Origin of the sequence: Agrobacterium sp. CFBP 3001 (assembly GCF_027871605.1) — a bacterium.
Classification (GTDB): domain Bacteria; phylum Pseudomonadota; class Alphaproteobacteria; order Rhizobiales; family Rhizobiaceae; genus Agrobacterium; species Agrobacterium leguminum.
This window is the reverse complement of record NZ_JAQAHD010000014.1, coordinates 34,422-55,342: the sequence shown is the minus strand read 5'-3', so window position 1 is coordinate 55,342 and position 20,921 is coordinate 34,422. Positions and strand designations below refer to the sequence as shown.

The window sequence follows — 20,921 nt, the reverse complement described above, 5'->3', positions numbered from 1 at the left end:
AAGAGGGGTACCGGAAATGACAGACAAGACCAGCATCATGAAACGGCGCAGTTTCCTGACAGTCACCGCAGGCGCGCTCGCCACACCCTATTTCTACACCGCGGCTTCCGCACAGGACCGCACCATGTATGTCGGCGTCTATAATTCGGCGCAGGGCGGGCTGATCAAGAAGGAAGTGATCCCGGCTTTCGAAAAGGAATATAAGTGCCGGGTCCTGACGACCGAAGGCGCGACGCTCGCCAATATCGCCACGCTGCGCGCCACCCGCGAAAATCCGCAATATAGCGTGATGTCGATGGACGATGTCGGCGTTCCGCAGGCCAAGGAGGAAGGCCTGATCGAGCAATTGCCGGCGGACGAAATCCCCAACCTCAAGAACGTCTATTCTCGCTATCTTTTCGAAGACAATTTCGGCGTCGGTTTTGCAATCTCGATTGCCGGCCTGTTCTATAATCCGACGACGGGCAAGCCGTTCGAAAGCTACGAACAGATGTTCGACAAGAAATATGCCCGCCGCATGCTTCTCAACACACCGAAGAACACCCAGAGCGTTCTGATGCTGATGGTGGCGGCCGCCCTTGCGACCGGCAAGCCGCTGAAGGAAGCGCAATATGATACCGATGCCGGCTGGGCGAAACTCGCCGAGCTGAAGCCGAACGTGCTCTCGATCTATGACGCGGAAGCGCAGACGATGATGGTGGCGCAGGGCCAGGCGGATTTCGGCGGTATCGAATACTCCAAGGCGGTTTATCCGCACACCAAGAAGGGCGTGCCGCTGGACATGACCTTCCCGAAGGAAGGGGCATTCACCGGCATCAATTCCATCGCCCTGGTAAAGGGCGGACCGCACCGCGATCTCGCGCTTGCCTATATCAACCGCATCCTCGATCCCGGTGTGCAGAAGATGCTTTCGGAAGCGACACTGAGCGCTCCCTCCGTCAAGGGCATCGAGTTCGGCGCAGATACGGCGAAGTTCCTTGCCTACCCGGAAACGAAGATGGAATCGCTGAACCTGTTCACACCGGACTGGAAATACATCATTCCGCGTCGCGCCCAATGGCTCGAAAAATACAACCAGACCTTTAACGGCTGAGGAACGCTGATGAAATCCGTAGAAGTCCGCCTGGAAAGACTGACCAAGCATTACAACGGTCAGGTCGTTGCCGTCGATGATGTTTCGCTTACCGTCAAGGCAGGGGAAATCCTGGCGCTTCTCGGCCCGAGCGGCTGCGGTAAAACGACCTGCCTGCGCATGATTGCGGGGCTTGTCGATCCTACCTCGGGTGAAATCGTGGTCGGCGGCAAGCCGACCACGCGCACCCCGGTTCACCGCCGCAATGTTGGCATGCTTTTCCAGAACTACGCCCTGTTTCCCCACATGACCGTTGCCGAAAACGTCGCCTTCGGGCTGGAGATGCGGGGCGTTTCCAAGGCTGACCGGGAAGGGCGCGTGAAGCAGGCGCTCGATCTCGTTCAGCTGCACGCCTTCGGCGACCGACTGCCGGTGCAGCTTTCCGGCGGCCAGCAGCAGCGTGTGGCTTTGGCGCGCGCGCTGGTGATCGAGCCTTCGATGTTGCTCCTGGACGAGCCGCTCGGTGCGCTCGACAAGGGCCTGAGGGAAAGCATGCAGGTCGAAATCCGCAGCCTGCAGCAGCGGCTTGGCCTCACCACCATCATGGTGACCCACGATCAGGACGAGGCGCTGACCATGGCGGACCAGATCGCCGTGATGCGGGATGGCAATCTCGAGCAGATCGCACCGGCCGGCGAAATCTACCAGAAGCCGCTGACCCGCTTCGTCGCGGGTTTCATCGGCGCTTCGAACTTCTTCGAGGCGAGCGTGGCAGAGCGCAATGGTCGTTCCGCAAGGCTGGTCACCGGTTCCGGCGTGCGGCTCGATGTCGAGGATATGGGGGCGGTTCAGGGCGACAAGGTCGTGGTCACCGTTCGCCCCGAAGCAATCTCGGTCTCACCGCTTGCGGTGGACGCAGGTGAAAACACCGGCAATTCCACCACGGCGCGGGTGGAGCAGGTCGTCTATCGCGGCTTCATGCTGCATTATTACCTGCGTCTGGACAATGGCGAGCCGATGATCGCTTACCGGCAGACCCAGACCGAAGGGTTCACCAATGCCGTCAGCGCCGCTGGCGACCGGGTGAGACTGAGCTGGACGACCGACAGCAATCACGTGATCCAGCTGAATTGATGATTTCGCGGCTGGGTCGCTCAGGCGGCCCGGCTGGCGACGGATTGAAATCCGGTCCGTATCCATAGGTGACAAAATTACGGCACCGCGCTCCTGAAATGGAATGCGGTCCCGTGCTTTTTGTGCTGGATATGAGGCGTATGCCGCTTCAGGCAACCACTTCGCGAGCCGGCACGACGCTGCGGCCGCAGGCTTCCACTTCGCTGCGCACGGTGCGCGCAAGCTCCAGCGAGCCGGGCGTATCGCTGTGGACGAGGATCGATCTGGCGCGAACGGGAATGATCTCGCCCTCGATGGTCGTGACCGTGCCTTTTTCCAGAAACTGGCGCACGCGCGCACGAACTTTTCCCTCTTCCTTGATGACGGAATTCGGCAGCTTGCGTGGCACGAGCTGGCCCTTCACATCATAAGCCCGGTCGGCGAGAAAGAGGTTGAGCACTTTCAGCCCGCAATCCAGAGCCGCCTTTTCGATCAGCATGTCCGGCATCGAAAAGACGATGAGATCGGGATCGACCGCTTTGATCTTTTTCATGATCCGTTCGGCAAGCGCCGCATCGCGGTTGATCATGTTGCCCATGGCGGCATGGAAGCTGATATGGGAGAGCGCAACCTCCTGCGCCCTGGCAATCGCCGAAAGCGCGCCGAGCTGGTAGAGAACCTGCTGTTCCATTTCTTCTGCATCGACGGGAATTTCGCGGCGGCCGAAGCCGAGGCGGTCGGCGAGGCCGGGATGAGCGCCGACACCGACGCCGTTCTGTTTGGCGAGACGCACCATGCGCGCCATCATTTCCGGATCGCCGGCATGGAAGCCGCAGGCGATATTCGCCGAAGAGACGACTTCCATAAGCTTCTCGTCGTCGCAGACCTTATAGACGCCGAAACCTTCGCCCATATCGGAATTAACATCGATCTTCATGGTTCCCTCTCCGTATTTTTAAGGATTATCGTTTTGCGAGCGTGCCGAGTGCGGCGGTAACCAGCGGCAGGGTTTTGCGGATATCGGCGAAATAGGCGTCGATTGCCTGTTCGACCTCCAGCGCCTCGCGCACCGTCGCCTGCACGAAACGGATGCGACTGCCGATGCGCGCCTGTCCGAGCCGCCAAAGATCGCTGTCGATGATACCAGCCATCTTCGGATAACCGCCGGCTGTGTTGGCGTCGCTCATCTGGATGATCGGCTCGCCGCTTGGCGGAACCTGAACCACGCCGGGAATGACGCCGTAAGAACGTAGCTCCACCGGAGCCGCAAGTGTCATCGGCGTGCCGGCAAGCCGGTAGCCGGTGCGGTCGCTCTGCGAGGTGATTTTCCAGGCTTCGGACCAGAAACGTTCCGCACCTTCGCCGAAAAGATCGTGTTCGGCGGCGGGAATGGCTCTCAGCAGTAATTCGCCATTTTCGGATACCGGAAACATGTCCGGCATCGCCTCGGCAAGCGGCATGACGCCGAGGCCGCTTGCCGGCAGCGCCGTTGGTTCGGATGGCAGAACGGATAGCCTGTCGCCGGTGGTGAGGTGGCGTCCCTCATGGCCGCCGAAGGAGCCGCGAAGTGAGGTGCTTCGTGATCCCATCACCACGGGAACGTCTATGCCGCCCTGAAGGCAGAGATAGGCGCGCGCATTCTTCAGCGGCGTCGAAAATTCGAGAATCTGACCCTTTTCTGCCCGCGCGCACCAGTAGGGCGGCAGATCGGCACCATTGAGCCGGGCGGCGCAATCCGCACCGGTTACGGCGAAGGTCAGCGCCTCTTCGAATTCGATGCGGAACGGAAAGGTCTGGATTTCAATCGCAGCGGCGTCCTCGCCGTTGCCGACAAGAATATTGCCGACCCTGAGCGCGATGGGGTCCATCGCGCCCGTGGCGGTGATGCCGATATTGCGGTAACCCGCGCGGCCGAGATCCTGCACGGTGTTCAGCGGCCCGCAGGCAAGAATATGGATCATAGTTCGATCCTTTCGGGAAGGAAACGAACGCGGTCGCCGGGCGCCAGCACCGCCGGCTGTTCGGCGGTGGCGTCGAACATGGTGATTTCGGTGAAGCCCAGCGAATTCCAGCCATTCGGTCCGGTCAGAACCGAGATGCCGGACTGCATGCCGCCGATCGTCACCATGCCCTTCAACATGCGAAGCGACGGGACTTTCTTGCGCGGCATGAAAATGCGCGGATCGAGGCCGCCGAGATAACCGAAGCCCGGTGCGCTGCCGACGGCGAAAACCGTATAGGTTGGCTCGAAATGCAGCCGCACGACTTCACTGTCCGGCAGGCCGGAATAATCGCAGATCGCCGCAAGGTCTATGGCGTGCTCGCCGCCATAGGTCGTGGGCACTTCGATGGTCTTGCCCAGAAGATCGAGTTCCGCCGTCCTTTGCCAGATGTCGAGAAGCTCATCCTGCAGATGCCCGGCATCTTCAGGCGTGCTGCGTAGCACGATCAGCAGGTTGGTCATGCCGGGTATCAGCTCCAGCACCTCGGGGCGGTCCTTCAATGCGCGCGTCAGCGCCCAGATACGCCGCTGGGCGGGCAAGTCCAGCTCGCCGGGCGCTTCGATCAGAAACGTCTTGTTGCCGATCATCGAGATTTTCGGCAGGCCCAGATGGGCGGGGGTGAGGTGGGGCGTTTTCAGCGGGAGGTTGCTCATTGACGTCACCATCATGTTTCGGTCTTGAGAAGTGTGGAGCCATAGCCGACAAGCGCGCCGGCTTCCGTCACGATTTCGCTGACGGTGCCGGCTTTTTCGGCGATGACCGGAACAAGCACCGGTCCGGCTGCGACGAATGCGACGATCTCGCCTTTCGCTACGGATTGTCCTGCCCGAACCGCCCGATCGGGGCGCTGCGGATGCGCGGGCGTGAAGATGCCGGCCATCGGTGCACGGGCGAGAATATCCCCCGCCTTTTCCGGCGCTTTGGCCGCTTCAATGGGCCGCTGTGCGGCAGGGGTCTGACCGCCTGCCATGGCAACGATCTTCAATGATCCATCCGGCGTCTCTATTTCAATGGCGGAGACATTGTTGCGCTCGAGGTGAGCGGCAAGATCGGCAATTGTGCCGGGCTCGCTGTAGCGGGATACGGAAACAGGCTGTCGCTTCACTTTGCACCCCGCGCTGCAAGCCAATGTTCGAGGTAATGAATATCCGTACCGCCTTCGGAAAAGGCCGGGTCCTGCAATATTTCCCGATGCAGCGGCAGGTTCGTGGAAACGCCTTCGATGCGCATTTCGCCAAGCGCGCGCCGCATGCGCAGGATTGCCTGCTCGCGGGTCGGCGCATGGACGATGAGCTTGGCGATCAGCGAATCGTAGTGAGCCGAAACTCTGTAACCCGCCGTCACATGGGTATCGACCCTGACGCCGGGACCGCCCGGCAAGTGCAGAGACGTGATCAGGCCGGGGCAGGGAATGAAGCTATAGGGGTCTTCGGCATTGATGCGGCACTCGATGGAGTGGCCTTCGCAGACGATATCCTCCTGCGAAATCTCAACCGGATGGCCAAGAGCGACGAGAAGCTGCTGGCGCACCAGATCCACGCCCGAGGTCATTTCCGTAACCGGATGTTCGACCTGCAGGCGGGTATTCATCTCGATGAAATAAAATTCGCCATTTTCGTAGAGAAATTCGAAGGTGCCGACGCCGCGATAACCGATCTGGCGGCAGGCTTCGACACAGCGATTGCCGACGAAAGCCGCGACATCGGGCGGGATGCCGATGGCCGGACCTTCTTCGACAACCTTCTGGTGGCGGCGCTGCATGGAACAATCGCGCAGGCCCACCCAGACCCCGTTGCCCTGACCATCGCAGAGAACCTGAATTTCGACATGGCGCGGATGTTCGAGGAATTTCTCGATATAAAGTTCCGGCGTTCCGAAGGCCCGGCTTGCCTCCTCACGCGTGACGAGAACGGCATCCTGAAGAGCAGAGGCCTCGTGCACGACACGCATGCCGCGGCCGCCGCCGCCGCCGGCCGCCTTGACGATGACGGGGTAGCCGATTTCGGCGGCGATTTTCGAGACTTCGGCCATGTCATCCGGCAGGGCGGAATCGGGACCGGGAACGCAGGGCACGCCGGCCTCCATCATCGCCCGCTTCGCCGCGATCTTGTCACCCATGGTGCGGATGGCGTCGGCGCGCGGGCCGATGAAGACCGCCCCCGCCGCCTCCACGGCTTCCGAGAAGGACGCTCTTTCGGACAGAAAACCATAGCCGGGGTGAACCGCGCCAGCGCCGGTCAGCTCCATCGCAAGCAATATGGCCGGCACGTTGAGGTAGCTCTGGGCGGGAGAGGCCGGGCCGATGCAGATGGCGGTGTCGGCTGCCTTCAGATAGTCGGCATCCTTATCGGCTTCCGAATAGATCATGACGGTCTTCAGGCCGAGTTCACGGCAGGCGCGCTGTACCCGCAAGGCAATCTCGCCGCGATTGGCGATCAGGACGCTATCGAATGCTCTTGGCTCAGCCACTTTTGGGAGTGTCGCGTCCATCATTCGAACTCCAGCACCGGCTGTCCAAGTTCGACGTCTTCGCCGTCATTGGCGATAAATCTGGCGATCCTGCCGCTTCGTTCGGCCCTCACGGTGTTGAACACTTTCATCGCCTCTATGATGAAGAGTTCCTGTCCTTGCCTGACCTCGTCGCCGGCTTCGGCGAAAGGCGCCGCGCCCGGGCTCGGGGCGCGATGGAAAAGGCCGAATGAGGGTGCTGCGACGATGCCGGATGACGCCGGTGCGGCTGCGGCGGATGCCGGCGCATGTTCTTCGGCACGGGGTGTCGCGGATGCCGTTTCGGCTACCGCAACGGGCCGGGGCTGCGATGATGGCGCCTGTGGCGAAACGGCATTGTTTTCGCGGATGATCCGGACCGTGGTTCCCTCCTGGCTCACGGTCAATTCGGATACTCGCGAAGAGCCAACGAACTCGATCAGTTTCTTGATCTTTTCCAGATCCATATTGGTTTCCAACGTCTTTTTTGTCCCCACGGCGGCAGGCGGGCGGAGCGGAATCCGCACCCTGTCCATCAGCAATAGCTACCATGGGGGCGGGATTGATGGGGTCAGACGAAGTTCCTATGGACATTGCTTTCCGGTTTGATATCCCGCCGCCGCGTGGTGAAACGGTTCGAAGACTCCGAAGGAACGAACCATGGATTCCCGCAAAGGCATTCTCCTCAAAATCTCCGCAGCGCTCGCTCTGGTGCTGATGGGCGCCTGCATCAGCAGCCTGAGGGGCGAAATACCCATCGGGCAGGTGGTCTTTTTCAGGTCGGCTGTGGCCATGTTGCCGCTCTGTCTGTGGATGGCGGCGCAGGGCGGTTTTCGAAGGCAGGTGGCAACCAGCCATATTGGCGGCCATCTGGTGCGGAGTTTTTCCGGCACCGGCGGCATGGTCTTCAGCTATCTGGCGCTGGCCTACATTCCGCTGGCCGACGCGACGGCCATCAGTTATGCGACACCGCTCTTCACCGTCATTATGGCGGTGCTGCTTCTCAAGGAAGTCGTCAGGATTGACCGCTGGACGGCGGTGGTCGTCGGGCTCTGCGGCATCGTGCTGATCCTGTCGCCGCATTTTTCCTTCGATGTTTCGGATGTCGCTTCCGGTTCCGGCGTCGCCATGCTCGGCGGCCTGTTCGGTCTGGCGGCGGCTTTTTTCTCCGCCATATCGATGATCCAGATCCGGCATTTGACGCAGACGGAAAACACCGGCGCAATCATCTTATATTTCACCCTGCTCACCACCGTCATCGGCTTTGCCAGCATCGGCATGGGTTGGAAAATGCCGACCGCGTGGCAATGGACCCTGCTGATCGGCACCGGTCTTATTGGCGGTATCGCGCAGATATTGGTGACGCTCAGCCTGCGTTATGCCGAGGCGTCCCTGCTCGCGCCGTTCGACTATACGACGATGATCTGGGCGCTGTTGATCGGTTATGCCTTCATGGATCAGGTTCCGGCCCTGACGACCATTCTGGGGGCTTCCATCGTGGTTGCCGCCGGTTTGTTCACGCTGTGGCGGGAAAGGCGGCTGCACAAAAAGCGCGTTACGGAACAGCTGACGCTGTCGGCTCCCTGACGGCCTGTTTCGCCAGCCGGTTTTCGCGCCACATGGCAAAAAGCCCGGCGGCGATGACAGTCAAGGCGCCAATGATGGTCGCACCCGTCGGCACTTCGGCCATGAAGAGATAACCGAGGGCGATTGCCCATATCATGGTGGTGTAATCGAACGGCGCCAGCAGCGAGGCCTGGGCGTGGCGCAGGCTGAGCGTCATGGCGATCTGGCCGATGCCGCCGGCAAGGCCCCCGCCGGCGAGCAGCAGGAACTGGTGAAAATCCGGCATCTTCCATCCAAATCCGAGCGTGGCGAGGCCGGCCACCACACTCGTCAGCGTATAGATGAGCACGATGCGCGACGGCTTTTCGATGCTGTTCAGATGGCGGACGGCGATGGAGGAAAAGGCTGCGCAAAGCGCACCGGTGAGCGCCAGCGCGGTTCCGATCATTGCGACGCAGTCTGTTTGAGCGGGGCCTGAGGCGGCATCGAAGATCAGTTTCGGCGAGAGCGTGATGAAGACACCGATGAAACCGGTCAGTACGGCGGACCAGCGATATATCCGCACTTTTTCGCCAAGCAGCAGCGCCGCCAACATGATGGTGAAAAGCGGTGTCGTGTAGCTCAGCACCGTCACATTCACCAGCGGCAGATAGGCGAGGGCGAGAAAGCCGAAGAACATGCCGCCTAGCCCGGCCGAGCTGCCCGCGAGCAGGCTGCCGATGTTCTTCGCGGCCGGCACGGTTATCCGCTCCGAGGAGGCGATGAACCAGAGACAGAGGGGAATGAGGGCAAAAAATCCCCGGCAGAAAACGACTTCGCCGACCGGGATCGCCCCGTCCAGGCCCTTCACGCAGGCGGACATGACTGTGAATGCCAGCATGGCCGTCAGCTTGAGCAAAATTCCGGTCTTAGGATTCATCCCGCTCCCCATCGCAGCCCAAACCGTGTCATGGGGAAGAAGCGGAGAAAAGCCTTAGCCGGCTGTCATAAGAATCTTGTCTTACCCCATTACTCCCTTGAAGACCGGCAGGACCACCGGACGACGCTTTTCCCCTAGGCCCCCGCGGTGATTTGGTGTCATGATCGCATTTCTAACCGGCGGGAGGTTAAGCGGGCATGTTGGATTTGCGCAGGCTGCGATATCTGGTCGCGATTGCCGATTGCGGCTCCATGTCGGCGGCGGCGCGGCAATTGGGGATAGCCCAGCCGGCGCTCAGCCATCACATTACGGAACTGGAACGGCTGGTTGGTTTTCCAGTGCTGCACCGGCTGGCGCGGGGTGTGAAGGCGACGGAAAAGGGTGAAGTCCTGCTTTCCCATGCACGGGAGATTACCGAGAAGGTTCGGCAGGCGGAAGCGGAAATCCGGGCCATGGCCTATCTGGATGAGCGGGTGATCCGGCTGAGCCTCATCCCCTCCTGGGCGACCGCCTTTGCGCCGAGCATCATCAGCGAAGTTGCCGCTTCGATGCCCAAGGTGTCGCTGCGGCTGATAGAGGCGCGCAATGACGAATCCCTGCGCCTTATTCGTCTCGGCAAGGTGGATATGGCCGTTGCGCTGGTGGGTGCGGAGGACAAGGCCGACGATCTTATCGTCAAGGAGAGCCTGTTTGCCGTTTCCTCAAGGCCTATCGGCCGGTCGATACCGCTTGAGGCTGCAGCAGGGCTCAACCTGATCCTGCCGCCGAAAGACAATCCACTGCGCATATCGATCGACGAGGCCGCCGCCCGCGCCGGAATAACACTGAACGTGACCATGGAGATCGACGGGCAGGACACGATCAAACGCGCCGTCAGCGCCGGTATCGGTGCGACGATCCTGTCATGGAATTCGGTGCAGCAGGAGCAGGAGGCTGGTCAGCTTCAGGCCGCCCATATCACCCAGCCCGTCATTTATCGCTCCATCCATCTGTTAAAGGGTAGGGAAGTGGATGAGCGAACGTTCAGGCTGTTCCGCGACCTTTTGCGGGCTGTCGCAAGACGCGAGCCGGCATTCAACCCATAAACGATCTGTATGGGTAAATTGAAAACTCGGTATTTGTATTGTTGATGGCTTCTTCCTAGCCTCCCCGGTGAAAGCGTATCGGGGAGGAAAAGATATGCGTTTGAAGACATCTCTGTTTGGCATGCTGGCGGCGGCGGGAATGCTGGCTGCGGGAGGGGCGGCGGCGGAATATCCGGAGCGGCCGGTGACGCTCGTCATCGGTTATCCGGCCGGCGGCGGCACCGATATCCAGTCGCGGGCGCTAGTGCCCTATCTTGAAAAATATCTCGGCACATCGGTCGTGGTGGAAAACCGCGAAGGTGCCGGCGGGTTGATCGGCGCGACCTATATCGCCAATGCGAAGCCTGACGGTTACACCATCGGAGCGCTGAATTTCCCATCCATGTATTCGCCGATCGTGCAGGGCAATGCCAGCTACAAGGAAGACGCCTTCACCCCGCTCGCAAACCAGATCGGCGGCGATCTGGCGCTGACGGTCAACAAGGTATCGCCAATCAAGACCGCCAAGGAGTTCGTGGAGGCGGCCAAGGCGAACCCGGTCGTCGTTGGCGTGACGAGTATCGGTCACCCAAGCCAGATTACAGCCCTGCTGTTCGAAGAGGCGGCGGGCGTGAAGCTCAATTTTGTGCCCTTCAATGGCGGTGGGCCGGCACGGCTTGCGATGCTCGGCAACCACGTCACACTCGGGTTCATGAACCTCAACGAGGTATTTGCCGACAATCGCTCGGGCGCGCTGCGTGTGCTTGCGACCTCCGGTGCCGAGCGTTCGCCGCTTTCGCCTGATGTGCCGACCTTCAGGGAAGCCGGCTACAATGTTCAGTTCAGCCTGCTGGCGGGCTTCGGCGCGCCGAAGGGCTTGCCGGCGGATGTGGAGGCAAAGTTGGTCGATGCCTTCCAGAAGGCGCTGAAGGATCCGGATTATCTTGCCGATGCCAAAAAGCGTGAGCTGACGATGCTGCCGCTGACACAGGCCGAATTTGCCGAGGCGCTCAAGAAGGGCAACGCCAATCTGGCCGAGCTTTGGAAAAGCAAGCCCTGGACAAAATAAGCGGCCGGTACGACCGCTTCTCTCACCCCCACCAAATGATGCCTGGGCCGGTCTGCGGCCCGGCTATGACCCACTGTTGAAAGGAATCCGGCCAGTGGCCCATGTCATCCGCAATTTCCAGCGCCCTTCCAAAGCCGATATCGAGGCAATCAGCAAATTCAGCCCCGCCACCATTCACGAGGCGCAGGGCAAGCTCGGCGCTCTCGACTATCGTATCAAGCCGATCAAGCCCGGCCTGAAAATCTGCGGCCCGGCGATCACCGCGAAATGCCACATCGGCGATAATCTGATGATTTTCGAAGCCATCAATCTGGCGAAGCCCGGCGATGTGCTGGTCATCGATGGCGGTGACAATCCCAATCAGGGCGGCTTTGGCGATGTGCTGGCTGCCGCTTGCATCGGCAAGGGCATTGTCGGTTTCGTGGTCAGCGCCGCCGTGCGTGATGGCAAGGGGCTGCGCGAGATCGGTTTCCCGGTGTTCTCGCTCGGGCTTTGCATGAAGGGCACCTCAAAGGACACACTCGGCACCATCAACCATCCGGTCGTGGTCGGCGGTGAACTGATCAGCCCCGGCGATATCGTCTGCGGCGATGATGACGGCGTTGTCGTTGTTCGCGAGAAGGATATCGCAAAGCTCGTCAAGGCCTGCCAGGAGCGTGACGACCACGAGAACCACATGATGGAGCTGCACCGTCAGGGCAAGATGGATATCGAGGATCGCTATGAAATGATGCGCTCGAAGGGATGTGTCTGGGCCGATTGAGCCAGTGATTAAACGTTGGATACGCCGTGTCGGGAGGCGCGGCGTATTTCTCGATGAGGAGGGGAGATAATCATGGCCGAAAACGGCTCGAAACTGACGGCGAATATTCTGTCCGGGGCTTTCTTTCTGGTGGCCGCCGCCGGGCTTTATTATGGTGCGCGGCCGCTGAGCATGGGCACCAATTTCCAGCCCGGGCCCGGCTATATGCCAACGGTCATCGCAGCCTTGCTGTTTGCGCTGGGTATCGCGCTCCTCTTGCAGGATCTGCTGGGAAAGACACCGTCCGAAGCTTGGGTGGCGCCGAAAATGCGTCCGTTTCTGGCGGTCGCCGGCATTGCCGGTTTTGCGCTGCTGATCGAGCCATTGGGCTTTATCGCCGCTGCCTTCGTGCTGATCGCGCTCGCCTGCATCGCTTATGGCAGGATCCGGCCGGTTGAGGTTCTGCTGCTTTCTGCCGTGCTCATCCTCGCCTGCATCCTCATTTTCGTTGTGGGCCTCGGACAGAGGATACCGTTGCTGCCATGACCGATCTTCTTTCCAATATCGTTCTCGGTTTTGGCGTGGCCGTCACACCCGTCAATCTTTTCTATTGCCTGCTGGGTGTCACGCTCGGCACCATGATCGGCATCCTGCCGGGCATCGGCCCTTCCGCCACCGTCGCACTGCTTCTGCCCATCACTTATACGATGCCGGATACGGCGGCGCTGATCATGCTCGCAGGCATTTTTTATGGCGCGCAGTATGGTGGCTCGACCACGGCGATCCTCGTCAATCTGCCGGGTGAATCCTCATCCGTTGTCACCTGCATCGATGGATATGCCATGGCCCGGCAGGGCAGGGCGGGTGTGGCGCTGGCCACGGCGGCGCTCGGGTCGTTTTTCGCCGGCACGGTGGCGACGGTCCTGATCGTCGTTGTCGCAAAGCCGCTTTCGGCCATTGCGCTTGCCTTCGGCCCGGCCGATTATTTCAGTCTGGTGATCTTCGGGCTGCTATTTGCCGTGTTCCTGTCCAGCGGATCGCCGGTCAAGGCGGTCGGCATGGTCGCCTTCGGCATTGCACTCAGCCTCGTCGGCATCGATCCGACATCGGGCGAGCAGCGTTTCACCTTCGGCATGGCGGAACTGTTCGACGGTATCGATTTCGTCGTTCTTGCCATAGGGCTTCTCGGCGTCAGCGAAATCCTCTTCAACCTGCAGCAGGGCGTGGAGCGCGATGCGGACACGGTAAAAACCGGATCGCTGATGCCGACCCGGCAGGATTTTAAACAGGCCTTTCCGGCCGTGCTGCGCGGCACGGCGCTCGGCTCTTTCCTCGGCGTGCTGCCCGGCGGCGGTGCGATTATGAGTTCGTTCGCGAGCTACGCGCTGGAGCGCAAGATCGCCAAGGATCCATCCCGTTTCGGCAAGGGCGCAATCGAAGGGCTGGCGGGGGCGGAAAGCGCCAACAATGCCGGCGCGCAGACCTCCTTCATCCCGCTTCTGACGCTCGGTATTCCCGCCAACGGCCTGATGGCGCTGATGGTCGGGGCGATGATGATACAGGGCATTACACCGGGACCTGAAGTCATGCAGTCGCGGCCCGATCTCTTCTGGGGGCTTATCGCCAGCATGTGGGTGGGCAATCTTCTGCTCCTGGTGCTGAACCTGCCGCTCATCGGCATCTGGGTTCGCCTTCTCGGCATACCCTATCGCTTCTTGTGCCCCGCCATTTTGATGTTCTGCGCCATCGGGGCCTATGGCCTGTCCTATAGTGTCGTGGATGTTCTGTTCTGCGCGGTCTTCGGCATTGTCGGCTTCCTGCGCAAGATCGGCTGCGAGCCGGCGCCGCTGGTGCTGGGCTTCGTTCTCGGTCCGCTTCTGGAGCAGAACATGCGCCTAGGGCTGCTGATTTCGCAGGGAAGTTTCTCGACATTCGTCACCCATCCGATCAGCGCCACCCTGCTCGCATTGTCCGGCATGGTCGTCATCATGATGGCGATGCCGGCGATCATGCGCCGTCGCGAGGTGGTGTTCCAGGGTGATGACGACTGACGATCAATCGAGCCGGCACGGCCGGCCAAACAAAGGTGAAACAATGCATATTCTGATAATCGGCGCCGCCGGAATGATCGGCCGCAAATTGACGCAACGTCTCGCTTCTGACGGAGAGCTTGGCGGTGCGAATATCACCGAAATGACGCTGACGGATGTTTTCGAGCCGACCGCGCCGAAGGGCTTTGGCGACGTAGTGACCGTCGAGCGCAGCGATCTGTCGAATGCCGGCGTCGCCGAAAAGCTGATTGCCAAGCGACCGGATGTGATCTTCAACCTCGCCGCCGTGGTTTCGGGAGAGGCGGAGGCCGATTTCGAGAAGGGCTATCGCATCAATCTCGATGGCGGGCGTTCGCTGTTCGAGGCCATTCGTCTGGAGCATCAGAAGGATGGATACCGCCCGCGTGTGGTCTTCTGCTCGTCGCTCGCGGTTTTCGGGTCGCCTTTCCCCAAGGTAATTGGCGACGAGTTCCTGCCGGCGCCGTTGACCAGCTATGGCACGCAGAAGGCGATCGTGGAGCTGTTGCTTGCGGATTATAGCCGTCGCGGTTTCTTCGATGGCGTCAGCATCCGCCTGCCCACCATCTGTATCCGCCCCGGCAAGCCGAATGCGGCTGCCTCCGGCTTCTTCTCCAATATTCTGCGCGAACCGCTGGTGGGCCAGGAAGCGGTGTTGCCCGTTGCCGATACCGTGCGCCACTGGTTCGCCAGCCCGCGCTCGGCCGTCGCCTTCCTGCTGCGCGCCGCGAGCGTCGATCTCTCCGGGCTCGGCGTTCGCCGCAATCTCATCATGCCGGGACTTTCGGCGACGGTGGCCGATGAAATCGAGGCCCTGCGCGCCTTTGCCGGGGAAAAGGCCGTGGCGCTTATCAAGCGTGTTCCCGACGAGCGTATCATCCGGATCGTCGACGGCTGGGCCGAGGATTACGATCCGCAACTGGCGCTGTCGCTTGGCTTCAGGGCGGAAACGTCCTTTGCCGAGATCATTCAGGCGCATGTGGAAGATGAGCTGGAGGGGAAAGCAGCATGAGTGATGGAAAGATCGCGCTCGTTACGGGCGGAGGAACAGGAGTCGGCAAGGCGATTGCCGAGGCGCTTCTGGAGGATGGTTACAGCGTCGCGATCACCGGGCGGCGGCGTGAGGTTTTGGATGCCGCCGTTGGCGAATGGCGCGAATATGGAGACCGTATTCTTGCCGTCGCGGCCGATATTTCCGTTCCGGCCGATGTCGAACGGCTGTTTGCGGAGGTCACTGGACGTTTCGGCCGCCTCGACCTTCTGGTCAACAATGCCGGCATGTCGGCGCCGGCTGTCCATATCGAAGATGTGCCGTTCGAAACCTGGAACGCGGTGGTCGGGGCCAATCTCACGGGCGCCTTTCTCTGCACCCAGGCGGCATTTCGCCAGATGAAGGCGCAGTCGCCGCAGGGCGGGCGCATCATCAATAACGGCTCGATTTCGGCCACCACGCCGCGGCCGCGTTCGGCGCCCTATACCGCGACCAAACACGCGATCACCGGCCTTACCAAGTCGGCCGCGCTGGATGGCCGGGCATTCAACATTGCCTGCGGGCAGATCGATATCGGCAATGCCAGCACCGAAATGACGCGCGCCATGGCGACCGGTGTGCTGCAGGCGGATGGCAGCACCGCCGTCGAACCGACCATCGATGCCAGCATCGTCGCCAAAGCCGTGGTGCATATGGCCTCGCTGCCGCTGGAAGCGAATGTGCTGACCATGACGGTGATGGCGAGCGGCATGCCTTTCGTCGGTCGCGGCTAAGGAGCGCGCATGAAGCCCGATCTTCTGCAAACCTACCCGCTTCAGCCACAGATAGAAGCCGAACTGCAAAAGCGCTTCCGGGTCCATCGCTGGCACGAAATATCCGACAAACAGGCGTTTCTGCAGGCGGAGGCGGCTTCGATAAAGGCTGTCGTCACGGGCGGTCATATCGGCCTTGCCCCTGATCTCGCCGCCTGCCTGCCCGCTCTCGAAATCGTCGCCATTAACGGCGTCGGTTTCGACAAGGTCGATCTTGATCAGGCCCGCGCGCGCGGCTTCAGGGTCACGAACACGCCGGACGTGCTGACCGAGGATGTCGCCGATCTCGCCATCGGCCTTTCCATCATGCTGCTGCGCCAGCTCGTCAGCGCGGATCACCATGTCCGCTCGGGGGAGTGGAAAAAAGCCGAGATGCCGCTTGGCAACAAGGCCTCGCGGCGGCGTTACGGGATTTACGGGCTTGGCCGCATAGGCCGCGCCATCGCGGCGCGGCTGGAAGCCTTCGATGCGGAGATTTCCTATTTCAGCCGGCGGAAACAGGACGTGGCCTATGGCTATCATTCAACGGCAGTGTCGCTCGCAAGCGCCTGCAATGTCCTGATCGTCGCGGCGGCGGCGACGCCGGAGACCAGGCACGCGATCAACCGCGAGGTGCTGGCGGCGCTGGGGCCGGATGGCGTGCTCGTCAACGTCGCCAGAGGATCGCTGGTGGATGAAAAGGCGCTGGTCGATATTCTTGTGGCAGGCGGGCTGAAGGGTGCGGCACTCGATGTTTTCGAGAACGAGCCGCATGTTCCCGAGGCGCTGATCGGCATGCGCAATGTCGTTCTCGCCCCGCATATCGGCGCTGCGACCCATGAGACGCGGCTTCAGATGGGCGCTCTGGTTCTCGCCAATCTGGATGCGCATTTCGCAGGACAGGACCTGCCGACGGCGGTGGTCTAGAATGTACCAGTGGCCGGCACGGGGAACATATGCCCCGCCGGCCGGATTGCCGCATCGCTTAAAGTGGTGCAATCGCCATCCATACAAGTTGCTTATTACTCCAAAAAAAATCGGTCTTAGGCAAGCGATGAAAGCTTCACTAATGTTTGCTCAACGATAGGGGACAAACATGCCATTCTCAGACTACAAGACCGCACTCGTAACCGGCGCATCTTCCGGAATTGGCGCCGCCGTCGTGGAGCGCCTTTGCCGCGAAGGGCTGGAAGTGCATGCGGTTGCCAGAAGCGCGGACGCTCTCAACAAGCTGGCGAAGCGCACGGGCTGCTTTGCCCATGCCATCGATGTGACGGACCGGCCGGCGCTTGCAAAGCTCACCAGTGAGATTGCGTTCGATGTCCTCGTCAATAATGCCGGCGTCGACCGCCCGAAGAAGTTTCTGGAAGCGGATGAGAGCGATATCGATCTCCTGATCGACGTCAACCTGCGCGCCGTGCTGCATCTGTGCCGCATGGTCGTGCCGGGCATGGTGGCGCGCGATCGCGGCCACGTCATCAACATCTCCTCCATTGCCGGCAATTATAATTTCGGCGGCAATTCCACCTATCATGCCAGCAAGGCCGGCGTGGCGATGCTGTCCAACCAGCTGCGCATCGATGCTTTCGGTAAACGCGTGCGGGTGACGGAAATCTGCCCCGGCCGCGTCGCGACCGATATCTTCAACCATGTGCATGGCGATGATCCGAGCATTCGCGAACGTTTCATCGATGGTTTCGAATTGCCGCAGGCATCCGATATCGCCGATGCGATTGCCTTTGCCATCGCCGCACCCGTGGCCATGAATATCGGCCACATGGAAATTACCCCGACGCTTCAGGTCATGGGCGGGCTGCAGACGGCCAAGCCCCAAGCGGTTGAAAATCGGCCGGCTGAAAAGGTCGCGGCGGGCGGAGCCGGAGGAAAAGTCGCGTGAGCGGTTTTGACCTCGGCGCAATCTTGAACAATGCGGACTACGTCTCGATGCTTTTGCATGGCATCCAGATGACGTTCATCATCTATGCCGGCTCGTGGCTGCTCGCCATGTCGCTCGCCATCGTGCTTCTCGCCATCCGCCTCTCGCCCTTCCGCTTCGGCGATCCGCTGGTGGCGGCCTATGTGTCCTATCACCGCAACGTGCCGACGCTTGTGCAGCTGATGCTCTGGTATTTCGGCGTCTTCACGCTGCTGCCGAGCGGGCTGGCCAGCTGGCTTTCCAGCCATAATGCGGAAGCGATCTTCGCCATTATCGGCCTCGGTCTCTGTCAGGCCGCCTATTTCAGCGAGGATCTGCGTTCGGGCGTTCGCTCCATCAATCCCGGCCAGATGGAGGCCGCACGTGCACTCGGGCATAGCTATGTCTCGGCCATGCGGTTCGTCATCATGCCGCAGGGCGTTCGCAACGCGCTGCCGCCGCTTATCAACCACAGCACCTCGCTTTTCAAGAACAGCAGTCTCGGCGTTCTGATCGGCGCACCGGAACTCACCCATGCGGTTAAGGAAGTCGAAAATCTGAGTTTCCGGACGTTTGAGGTCTATCTGGTCGCCACCGTGCTTTATCTGTTCTTCTCGCTGCTGATCATGGGTCTCGGAGCCTATATCTCCATGCGTGCCGATCCTCTGCGGAGGGCGCGGGCATGATCCACGACATGATCGCAATCATCCAGGATTACTGGCTGCTGCTCCTGATCGGCCAATATCCCAACGGTCCGCTCGGCGGCCTTGCCAACACGCTCATCCTGTCGGCTCTCAGCATTGCGCTTGCCTTCCCCGTCAGCATTCTGATGGCGCTGGCGCGGCTGTCGAAATGGCGGGCCCTGCGCTGGCCGGTGACCGCAGTGGTTTATTTCACCCGTGGAGTGCCGCTGCTGATGCTCATTCTCTGGAGCTATTTTCTCGTTCCGCTCTGGACCGGCGCCGATGTGCCGAGCTTCGTCACCATGCTCACCACGCTCGTCATCTATCAGGGCGCTTTCATGAGCGAAGTCGTCCGTGCCGGCATCGTATCGCTGGGCACGGGGCAGATGGATGCGGCACGGGCGCTCGGCCACGGTTATTTCGGCGCGATGCGCTATGTCATCCTGCCGCAGGCGCTCTACAACATGATCCCGAGCCTGATCTCGACCTTCGTATCCACCATCAAGGATACGACGCTCGGTTACGTCATCAATGTGCCGGACCTGACCTTTGCGGCGAACCAGGTGAACAATCAGCTTCTGACCCAGCCCTTCCAGGTCTTCCTCATTCTGGCGCTGGTCTATTACATCATCTGCTGGTCGCTCACCCATGTCGCCAACCTTCTCGAGCGGCGCATCGCCCGCCGCCGGGCCGGCCCGCGCGGCAAGCTTGCCGCAGACACGGCACCGGCCCCCGCCAATATCGCTACGGAGCAGCTATGACCGCGCCAGTTTCCGCCACTCAGGACGCCTACACCATCACGCTTTCGCAGGTCTGCAAAAGCTATGGCGATTATCAGGTGCTAAAGGATGTCAACGAAAACGTCACCCGTGGCGAGGTCGTGGTCATCTGCGGGCCGTCGGGCTCCGGCAAGTCCACCCTCATCCGCACGATCAACCGTCTGGAAGAGATCAGCAGCGGCTCGATCATGCTGGACGGAAGGAACATCCATGCCCAGATGCGCGCAAAAGAGCTGAATGCACTGCGCAGCCGGGTGGGCTTCGTCTTCCAGAGCTTCAACCTCTTCCCGCATCTGTCGGTGGTGGAGAATGTCTCCATGTCGCCGGTCCGGGTGAAGGGCGTTTCTCCGGCCGTCGCCCATGACAAGGCGCTGAAGCTTCTCGACCGCGTCGGCTTGGCCGACAAAGCCAGTTCCTATCCCGCCCAGCTTTCCGGCGGTCAGCAGCAGCGCGTCGCCATCGCGCGGGCGCTCGCCATGGAGCCGCCGGTCATGCTGTTCGACGAGCCGACCTCAGCGCTCGATCCGGAAATGGTTGGCGAAGTGCTCGCCGTCATGAAGAGCCTCGCCGCCGAAGGCATGACAATGCTCTGCGTCACCCATGAAATGGGTTTTGCCCGTGAAGTGGCCGATCGCATCTGGTTCATCGATGCAGGGCGCATTCTCGAAACGGCAAAACCGGACGAGTTTTTCAAAAATCCGCAACATCCGCGTGCCCAGCGGTTTCTTGCCGATTTGAGACACTAGACCCAACCTCTATAATAACAGGGAGAACTGAAATGAACTGGAAGTGCATTACTCTTACCGCCATATTGGCAACCTCGGCTGCGGTTCTGCCGGCCAAGGCCGACCAGCTCGACACGATCATGGCGAACAAGACGCTGCGTTGCGCGACATTCGCCGATGTGCCGCCTTTCGCCTCGCCGGACCCGAAGACGCGCGAAATGGCAGGCTTCGACGTCGATCTGTGTGGCGCTATCGCCAAGGAATTGGGCGTCAAGGCCGAGATCAAGCCAGTGTCGGTCGAAGCGCGCGTTCCCGAAGTCAAGCTCGGCCGCGTCGACCTCTCGGTCGCCAACCTCGCTTACACCCAGAGCCGCGCCGAACAGATCCAGTTCAGCGACCCATATTACTTGGCGAAGGAAATGCTGATCGTTCCGGTCGATGACCCCGGCACCAAGAAGTCCGATTTCGTCGGCCAGCGCATCGCGTCCAGCAAGGGCTCGACATCGGAACTCTCCGTCAAGCTCAACAAGTCCGAGCCGCTGACGTTCCAAGACACGGCATCCGCCTATCTCGCCGTGCAGCAGGGCAAGGCGCGCGGCATCGTCGGCAACACCATGACGATGACCAAGTTCGTCAATGAATCCAAGACCAAGGGCAAGCAGATGCGCATGATCGAAGAGCCGATGCTCTTCCAGCCCATCGGCATCGGCATGGCCAAGGACAACCCGGCGCTGACCGCGAAGATCAACGAAATCCTGCGCAAGCTCGATGCGGATGGTGAAATCAACCGCATCTGGGACAAGTGGCTTGGCCCGAACACCGAATACAAGATGACGCGGACCGACAAGGTCGTGCCTCTGTCCGAACTGAAGTTCGACCCGATCCCCTGAGCTTCGGCTCAGCCTCGGCCAATTTCCAACTCTTCAACACTAT

General features: G+C 60.8%; 23 protein-coding genes. 16 read left to right on the top strand and 7 right to left on the bottom strand.

Features of this window, described 5'->3' with window-relative positions; translation table 11 throughout:
* The first annotated feature begins 16 nt into the window (after positions 1 to 16).
* Both PH605_RS17550 and PH605_RS17545 read left to right on the top strand, forming a co-directional pair.
* On the top strand, positions 17 to 1,093 hold the full coding sequence (locus PH605_RS17550; RefSeq protein WP_142845564.1) for an ABC transporter substrate-binding protein: 1,077 nt from the start codon (positions 17 to 19) through the stop codon (positions 1,091 to 1,093).
* Positions 1,094 to 1,102: 9 nt separating this feature from the next.
* Positions 1,103 to 2,206, top strand: a complete 1,104-nt coding sequence (locus PH605_RS17545) for an ABC transporter ATP-binding protein (RefSeq protein ID WP_142845563.1) — start codon at positions 1,103 to 1,105, stop codon at positions 2,204 to 2,206.
* Between the two features lie 148 nt (positions 2,207 to 2,354).
* Here the strand turns inward: PH605_RS17545 and PH605_RS17540 are convergent, their stop codons facing one another.
* Genes PH605_RS17540 through accB form a run of 6 tightly spaced genes read right to left on the bottom strand, consistent with a single transcriptional unit; the run spans position 2,355 to position 7,142 of the window.
* Positions 2,355 to 3,122: a 5-oxoprolinase subunit PxpA gene (locus PH605_RS17540; protein ID WP_142845562.1), complete on the bottom strand. Its 768-nt coding sequence runs from the start codon at positions 3,120 to 3,122 to the stop codon at positions 2,355 to 2,357.
* Positions 3,123 to 3,147: 25 nt separating this feature from the next.
* Positions 3,148 to 4,146: a biotin-dependent carboxyltransferase family protein gene (locus tag PH605_RS17535; protein WP_142845561.1), complete on the bottom strand. Its 999-nt coding sequence runs from the start codon at positions 4,144 to 4,146 to the stop codon at positions 3,148 to 3,150.
* Positions 4,143 to 4,856, bottom strand: a complete 714-nt coding sequence (gene pxpB / locus PH605_RS17530; RefSeq protein ID WP_142845560.1) for a 5-oxoprolinase subunit PxpB — start codon at positions 4,854 to 4,856, stop codon at positions 4,143 to 4,145. Before pxpB ends, PH605_RS17535 begins: the two co-directional genes overlap by 4 nt.
* The gene (locus tag PH605_RS17525; protein WP_142845559.1) at positions 4,853 to 5,293 is read right to left on the bottom strand and encodes an acetyl-CoA carboxylase biotin carboxyl carrier protein; all 441 of its coding nucleotides are present in this window, start codon (positions 5,291 to 5,293) and stop codon (positions 4,853 to 4,855) included. Before PH605_RS17525 ends, pxpB begins: the two co-directional genes overlap by 4 nt.
* Positions 5,290 to 6,681, bottom strand: a complete 1,392-nt coding sequence (accC, locus tag PH605_RS17520; protein ID WP_142845558.1) for an acetyl-CoA carboxylase biotin carboxylase subunit — start codon at positions 6,679 to 6,681, stop codon at positions 5,290 to 5,292. The genes PH605_RS17525 and accC overlap by 4 nt, the downstream gene beginning before the upstream one ends.
* Positions 6,678 to 7,142 carry an acetyl-CoA carboxylase biotin carboxyl carrier protein gene (accB, locus tag PH605_RS17515; RefSeq protein WP_065656626.1) on the bottom strand — a complete coding sequence of 155 codons (465 nt, stop codon included), beginning with the start codon at positions 7,140 to 7,142 and terminating at the stop codon, positions 6,678 to 6,680. The genes accC and accB overlap by 4 nt, the downstream gene beginning before the upstream one ends.
* 193 nt (positions 7,143 to 7,335) lie before the next feature.
* On the opposite strand from accB, the gene PH605_RS17510 reads away from it, so the two are divergent.
* Entirely contained in the window at positions 7,336 to 8,262 is a 927-nt protein-coding gene (locus PH605_RS17510; protein WP_142845557.1) for a DMT family transporter, read from the top strand.
* Here the strand turns inward: PH605_RS17510 and PH605_RS17505 are convergent.
* Positions 8,231 to 9,160 carry a DMT family transporter gene (locus PH605_RS17505; RefSeq protein WP_142845556.1) on the bottom strand — a complete coding sequence of 310 codons (930 nt, stop codon included), beginning with the start codon at positions 9,158 to 9,160 and terminating at the stop codon, positions 8,231 to 8,233. The two genes, PH605_RS17510 and PH605_RS17505, sit on opposite strands and share 32 nt — an antisense overlap.
* A gap of 197 nt (positions 9,161 to 9,357) precedes the next feature.
* Here PH605_RS17505 and PH605_RS17500 point away from each other — a divergent pair, with 197 nt between their 5' ends.
* The 13 genes from PH605_RS17500 (at position 9,358) to PH605_RS17440 (ending at position 20,878) form a co-directional block, all read left to right on the top strand.
* A complete protein-coding gene (locus PH605_RS17500; RefSeq protein WP_065656623.1) occupies positions 9,358 to 10,245 on the top strand; it encodes a LysR family transcriptional regulator in 888 nt (295 codons plus the stop codon).
* A 94-nt stretch (positions 10,246 to 10,339) separates the two neighbouring features.
* The gene (locus PH605_RS17495) at positions 10,340 to 11,293 is read left to right on the top strand and encodes a tripartite tricarboxylate transporter substrate binding protein (protein WP_142845555.1); all 954 of its coding nucleotides are present in this window, start codon (positions 10,340 to 10,342) and stop codon (positions 11,291 to 11,293) included.
* Positions 11,294 to 11,387: 94 nt separating this feature from the next.
* Positions 11,388 to 12,056 carry a 4-carboxy-4-hydroxy-2-oxoadipate aldolase/oxaloacetate decarboxylase gene (locus tag PH605_RS17490; protein ID WP_142845554.1) on the top strand — a complete coding sequence of 223 codons (669 nt, stop codon included), beginning with the start codon at positions 11,388 to 11,390 and terminating at the stop codon, positions 12,054 to 12,056.
* Positions 12,057 to 12,128: 72 nt separating this feature from the next.
* Positions 12,129 to 12,581, top strand: a complete 453-nt coding sequence (locus tag PH605_RS17485) for a tripartite tricarboxylate transporter TctB family protein (RefSeq protein ID WP_142845553.1) — start codon at positions 12,129 to 12,131, stop codon at positions 12,579 to 12,581.
* On the top strand, positions 12,578 to 14,086 hold the full coding sequence (locus PH605_RS17480) for a tripartite tricarboxylate transporter permease (RefSeq protein ID WP_142845552.1): 1,509 nt from the start codon (positions 12,578 to 12,580) through the stop codon (positions 14,084 to 14,086). Before PH605_RS17485 ends, PH605_RS17480 begins: the two co-directional genes overlap by 4 nt.
* 43 nt (positions 14,087 to 14,129) lie before the next feature.
* Positions 14,130 to 15,116 carry a D-erythronate dehydrogenase gene (denD, locus tag PH605_RS17475; RefSeq protein ID WP_142845551.1) on the top strand — a complete coding sequence of 329 codons (987 nt, stop codon included), beginning with the start codon at positions 14,130 to 14,132 and terminating at the stop codon, positions 15,114 to 15,116.
* Positions 15,113 to 15,868 carry an SDR family oxidoreductase gene (locus PH605_RS17470; RefSeq protein ID WP_142845550.1) on the top strand — a complete coding sequence of 252 codons (756 nt, stop codon included), beginning with the start codon at positions 15,113 to 15,115 and terminating at the stop codon, positions 15,866 to 15,868. Before denD ends, PH605_RS17470 begins: the two co-directional genes overlap by 4 nt.
* Before the next feature lie 9 nt (positions 15,869 to 15,877).
* Entirely contained in the window at positions 15,878 to 16,813 is a 936-nt protein-coding gene (locus PH605_RS17465) for a 2-hydroxyacid dehydrogenase (RefSeq protein ID WP_142845549.1), read from the top strand.
* Positions 16,814 to 16,982: 169 nt separating this feature from the next.
* Positions 16,983 to 17,783 (top strand): SDR family oxidoreductase, encoded by an 801-nt coding sequence (locus tag PH605_RS17460; RefSeq protein WP_142845548.1) that lies wholly within the window; start codon positions 16,983 to 16,985, stop codon positions 17,781 to 17,783.
* Positions 17,780 to 18,487 carry an amino acid ABC transporter permease gene (locus PH605_RS17455; protein ID WP_003519671.1) on the top strand — a complete coding sequence of 236 codons (708 nt, stop codon included), beginning with the start codon at positions 17,780 to 17,782 and terminating at the stop codon, positions 18,485 to 18,487. The genes PH605_RS17460 and PH605_RS17455 overlap by 4 nt, the downstream gene beginning before the upstream one ends.
* Entirely contained in the window at positions 18,484 to 19,245 is a 762-nt protein-coding gene (locus PH605_RS17450) for an amino acid ABC transporter permease (RefSeq protein WP_035225052.1), read from the top strand. Before PH605_RS17455 ends, PH605_RS17450 begins: the two co-directional genes overlap by 4 nt.
* Positions 19,242 to 20,009, top strand: a complete 768-nt coding sequence (locus tag PH605_RS17445; RefSeq protein WP_142845547.1) for an amino acid ABC transporter ATP-binding protein — start codon at positions 19,242 to 19,244, stop codon at positions 20,007 to 20,009. The genes PH605_RS17450 and PH605_RS17445 overlap by 4 nt, the downstream gene beginning before the upstream one ends.
* A 32-nt stretch (positions 20,010 to 20,041) precedes the next feature.
* A complete protein-coding gene (locus tag PH605_RS17440; RefSeq protein WP_065656613.1) occupies positions 20,042 to 20,878 on the top strand; it encodes an ABC transporter substrate-binding protein in 837 nt (278 codons plus the stop codon).
* Positions 20,879 to 20,921: the final 43 nt, after the last annotated feature.

Bases quoted from the DNA above. Each gene is read 5' to 3' on its own strand.
- PH605_RS17460 (WP_142845548.1), top strand. From the start codon at position 16,983: ATGCCATTCTCAGACTACAAGACCGCACTCGTAACCGGCGCATCTTCC.
- PH605_RS17450 (WP_035225052.1), top strand. From the start codon at position 18,484: ATGATCCACGACATGATCGCAATCATCCAGGATTACTGGCTGCTGCTC.
- PH605_RS17510 (WP_142845557.1), top strand. From the start codon at position 7,336: ATGGATTCCCGCAAAGGCATTCTCCTCAAAATCTCCGCAGCGCTCGCT.
- PH605_RS17545 (WP_142845563.1), top strand. From the start codon at position 1,103: ATGAAATCCGTAGAAGTCCGCCTGGAAAGACTGACCAAGCATTACAAC.
- PH605_RS17485 (WP_142845553.1), top strand. From the start codon at position 12,129: ATGGCCGAAAACGGCTCGAAACTGACGGCGAATATTCTGTCCGGGGCT.
- PH605_RS17440 (WP_065656613.1), top strand. From the start codon at position 20,042: ATGAACTGGAAGTGCATTACTCTTACCGCCATATTGGCAACCTCGGCT.
- denD (WP_142845551.1), top strand. From the start codon at position 14,130: ATGCATATTCTGATAATCGGCGCCGCCGGAATGATCGGCCGCAAATTG.
- PH605_RS17500 (WP_065656623.1), top strand. From the start codon at position 9,358: ATGTTGGATTTGCGCAGGCTGCGATATCTGGTCGCGATTGCCGATTGC.
- PH605_RS17540 (WP_142845562.1), bottom strand. From the start codon at position 3,122: ATGAAGATCGATGTTAATTCCGATATGGGCGAAGGTTTCGGCGTCTAT.
- PH605_RS17495 (WP_142845555.1), top strand. From the start codon at position 10,340: ATGCGTTTGAAGACATCTCTGTTTGGCATGCTGGCGGCGGCGGGAATG.
- pxpB (WP_142845560.1), bottom strand. From the start codon at position 4,856: ATGATGGTGACGTCAATGAGCAACCTCCCGCTGAAAACGCCCCACCTC.
- PH605_RS17505 (WP_142845556.1), bottom strand. From the start codon at position 9,160: ATGAATCCTAAGACCGGAATTTTGCTCAAGCTGACGGCCATGCTGGCA.
- PH605_RS17445 (WP_142845547.1), top strand. From the start codon at position 19,242: ATGACCGCGCCAGTTTCCGCCACTCAGGACGCCTACACCATCACGCTT.
- PH605_RS17470 (WP_142845550.1), top strand. From the start codon at position 15,113: ATGAGTGATGGAAAGATCGCGCTCGTTACGGGCGGAGGAACAGGAGTC.
- PH605_RS17480 (WP_142845552.1), top strand. From the start codon at position 12,578: ATGACCGATCTTCTTTCCAATATCGTTCTCGGTTTTGGCGTGGCCGTC.
- PH605_RS17550 (WP_142845564.1), top strand. From the start codon at position 17: ATGACAGACAAGACCAGCATCATGAAACGGCGCAGTTTCCTGACAGTC.
- accB (WP_065656626.1), bottom strand. From the start codon at position 7,142: ATGGATCTGGAAAAGATCAAGAAACTGATCGAGTTCGTTGGCTCTTCG.
- PH605_RS17465 (WP_142845549.1), top strand. From the start codon at position 15,878: ATGAAGCCCGATCTTCTGCAAACCTACCCGCTTCAGCCACAGATAGAA.
- PH605_RS17535 (WP_142845561.1), bottom strand. From the start codon at position 4,146: ATGATCCATATTCTTGCCTGCGGGCCGCTGAACACCGTGCAGGATCTC.
- accC (WP_142845558.1), bottom strand. From the start codon at position 6,681: ATGATGGACGCGACACTCCCAAAAGTGGCTGAGCCAAGAGCATTCGAT.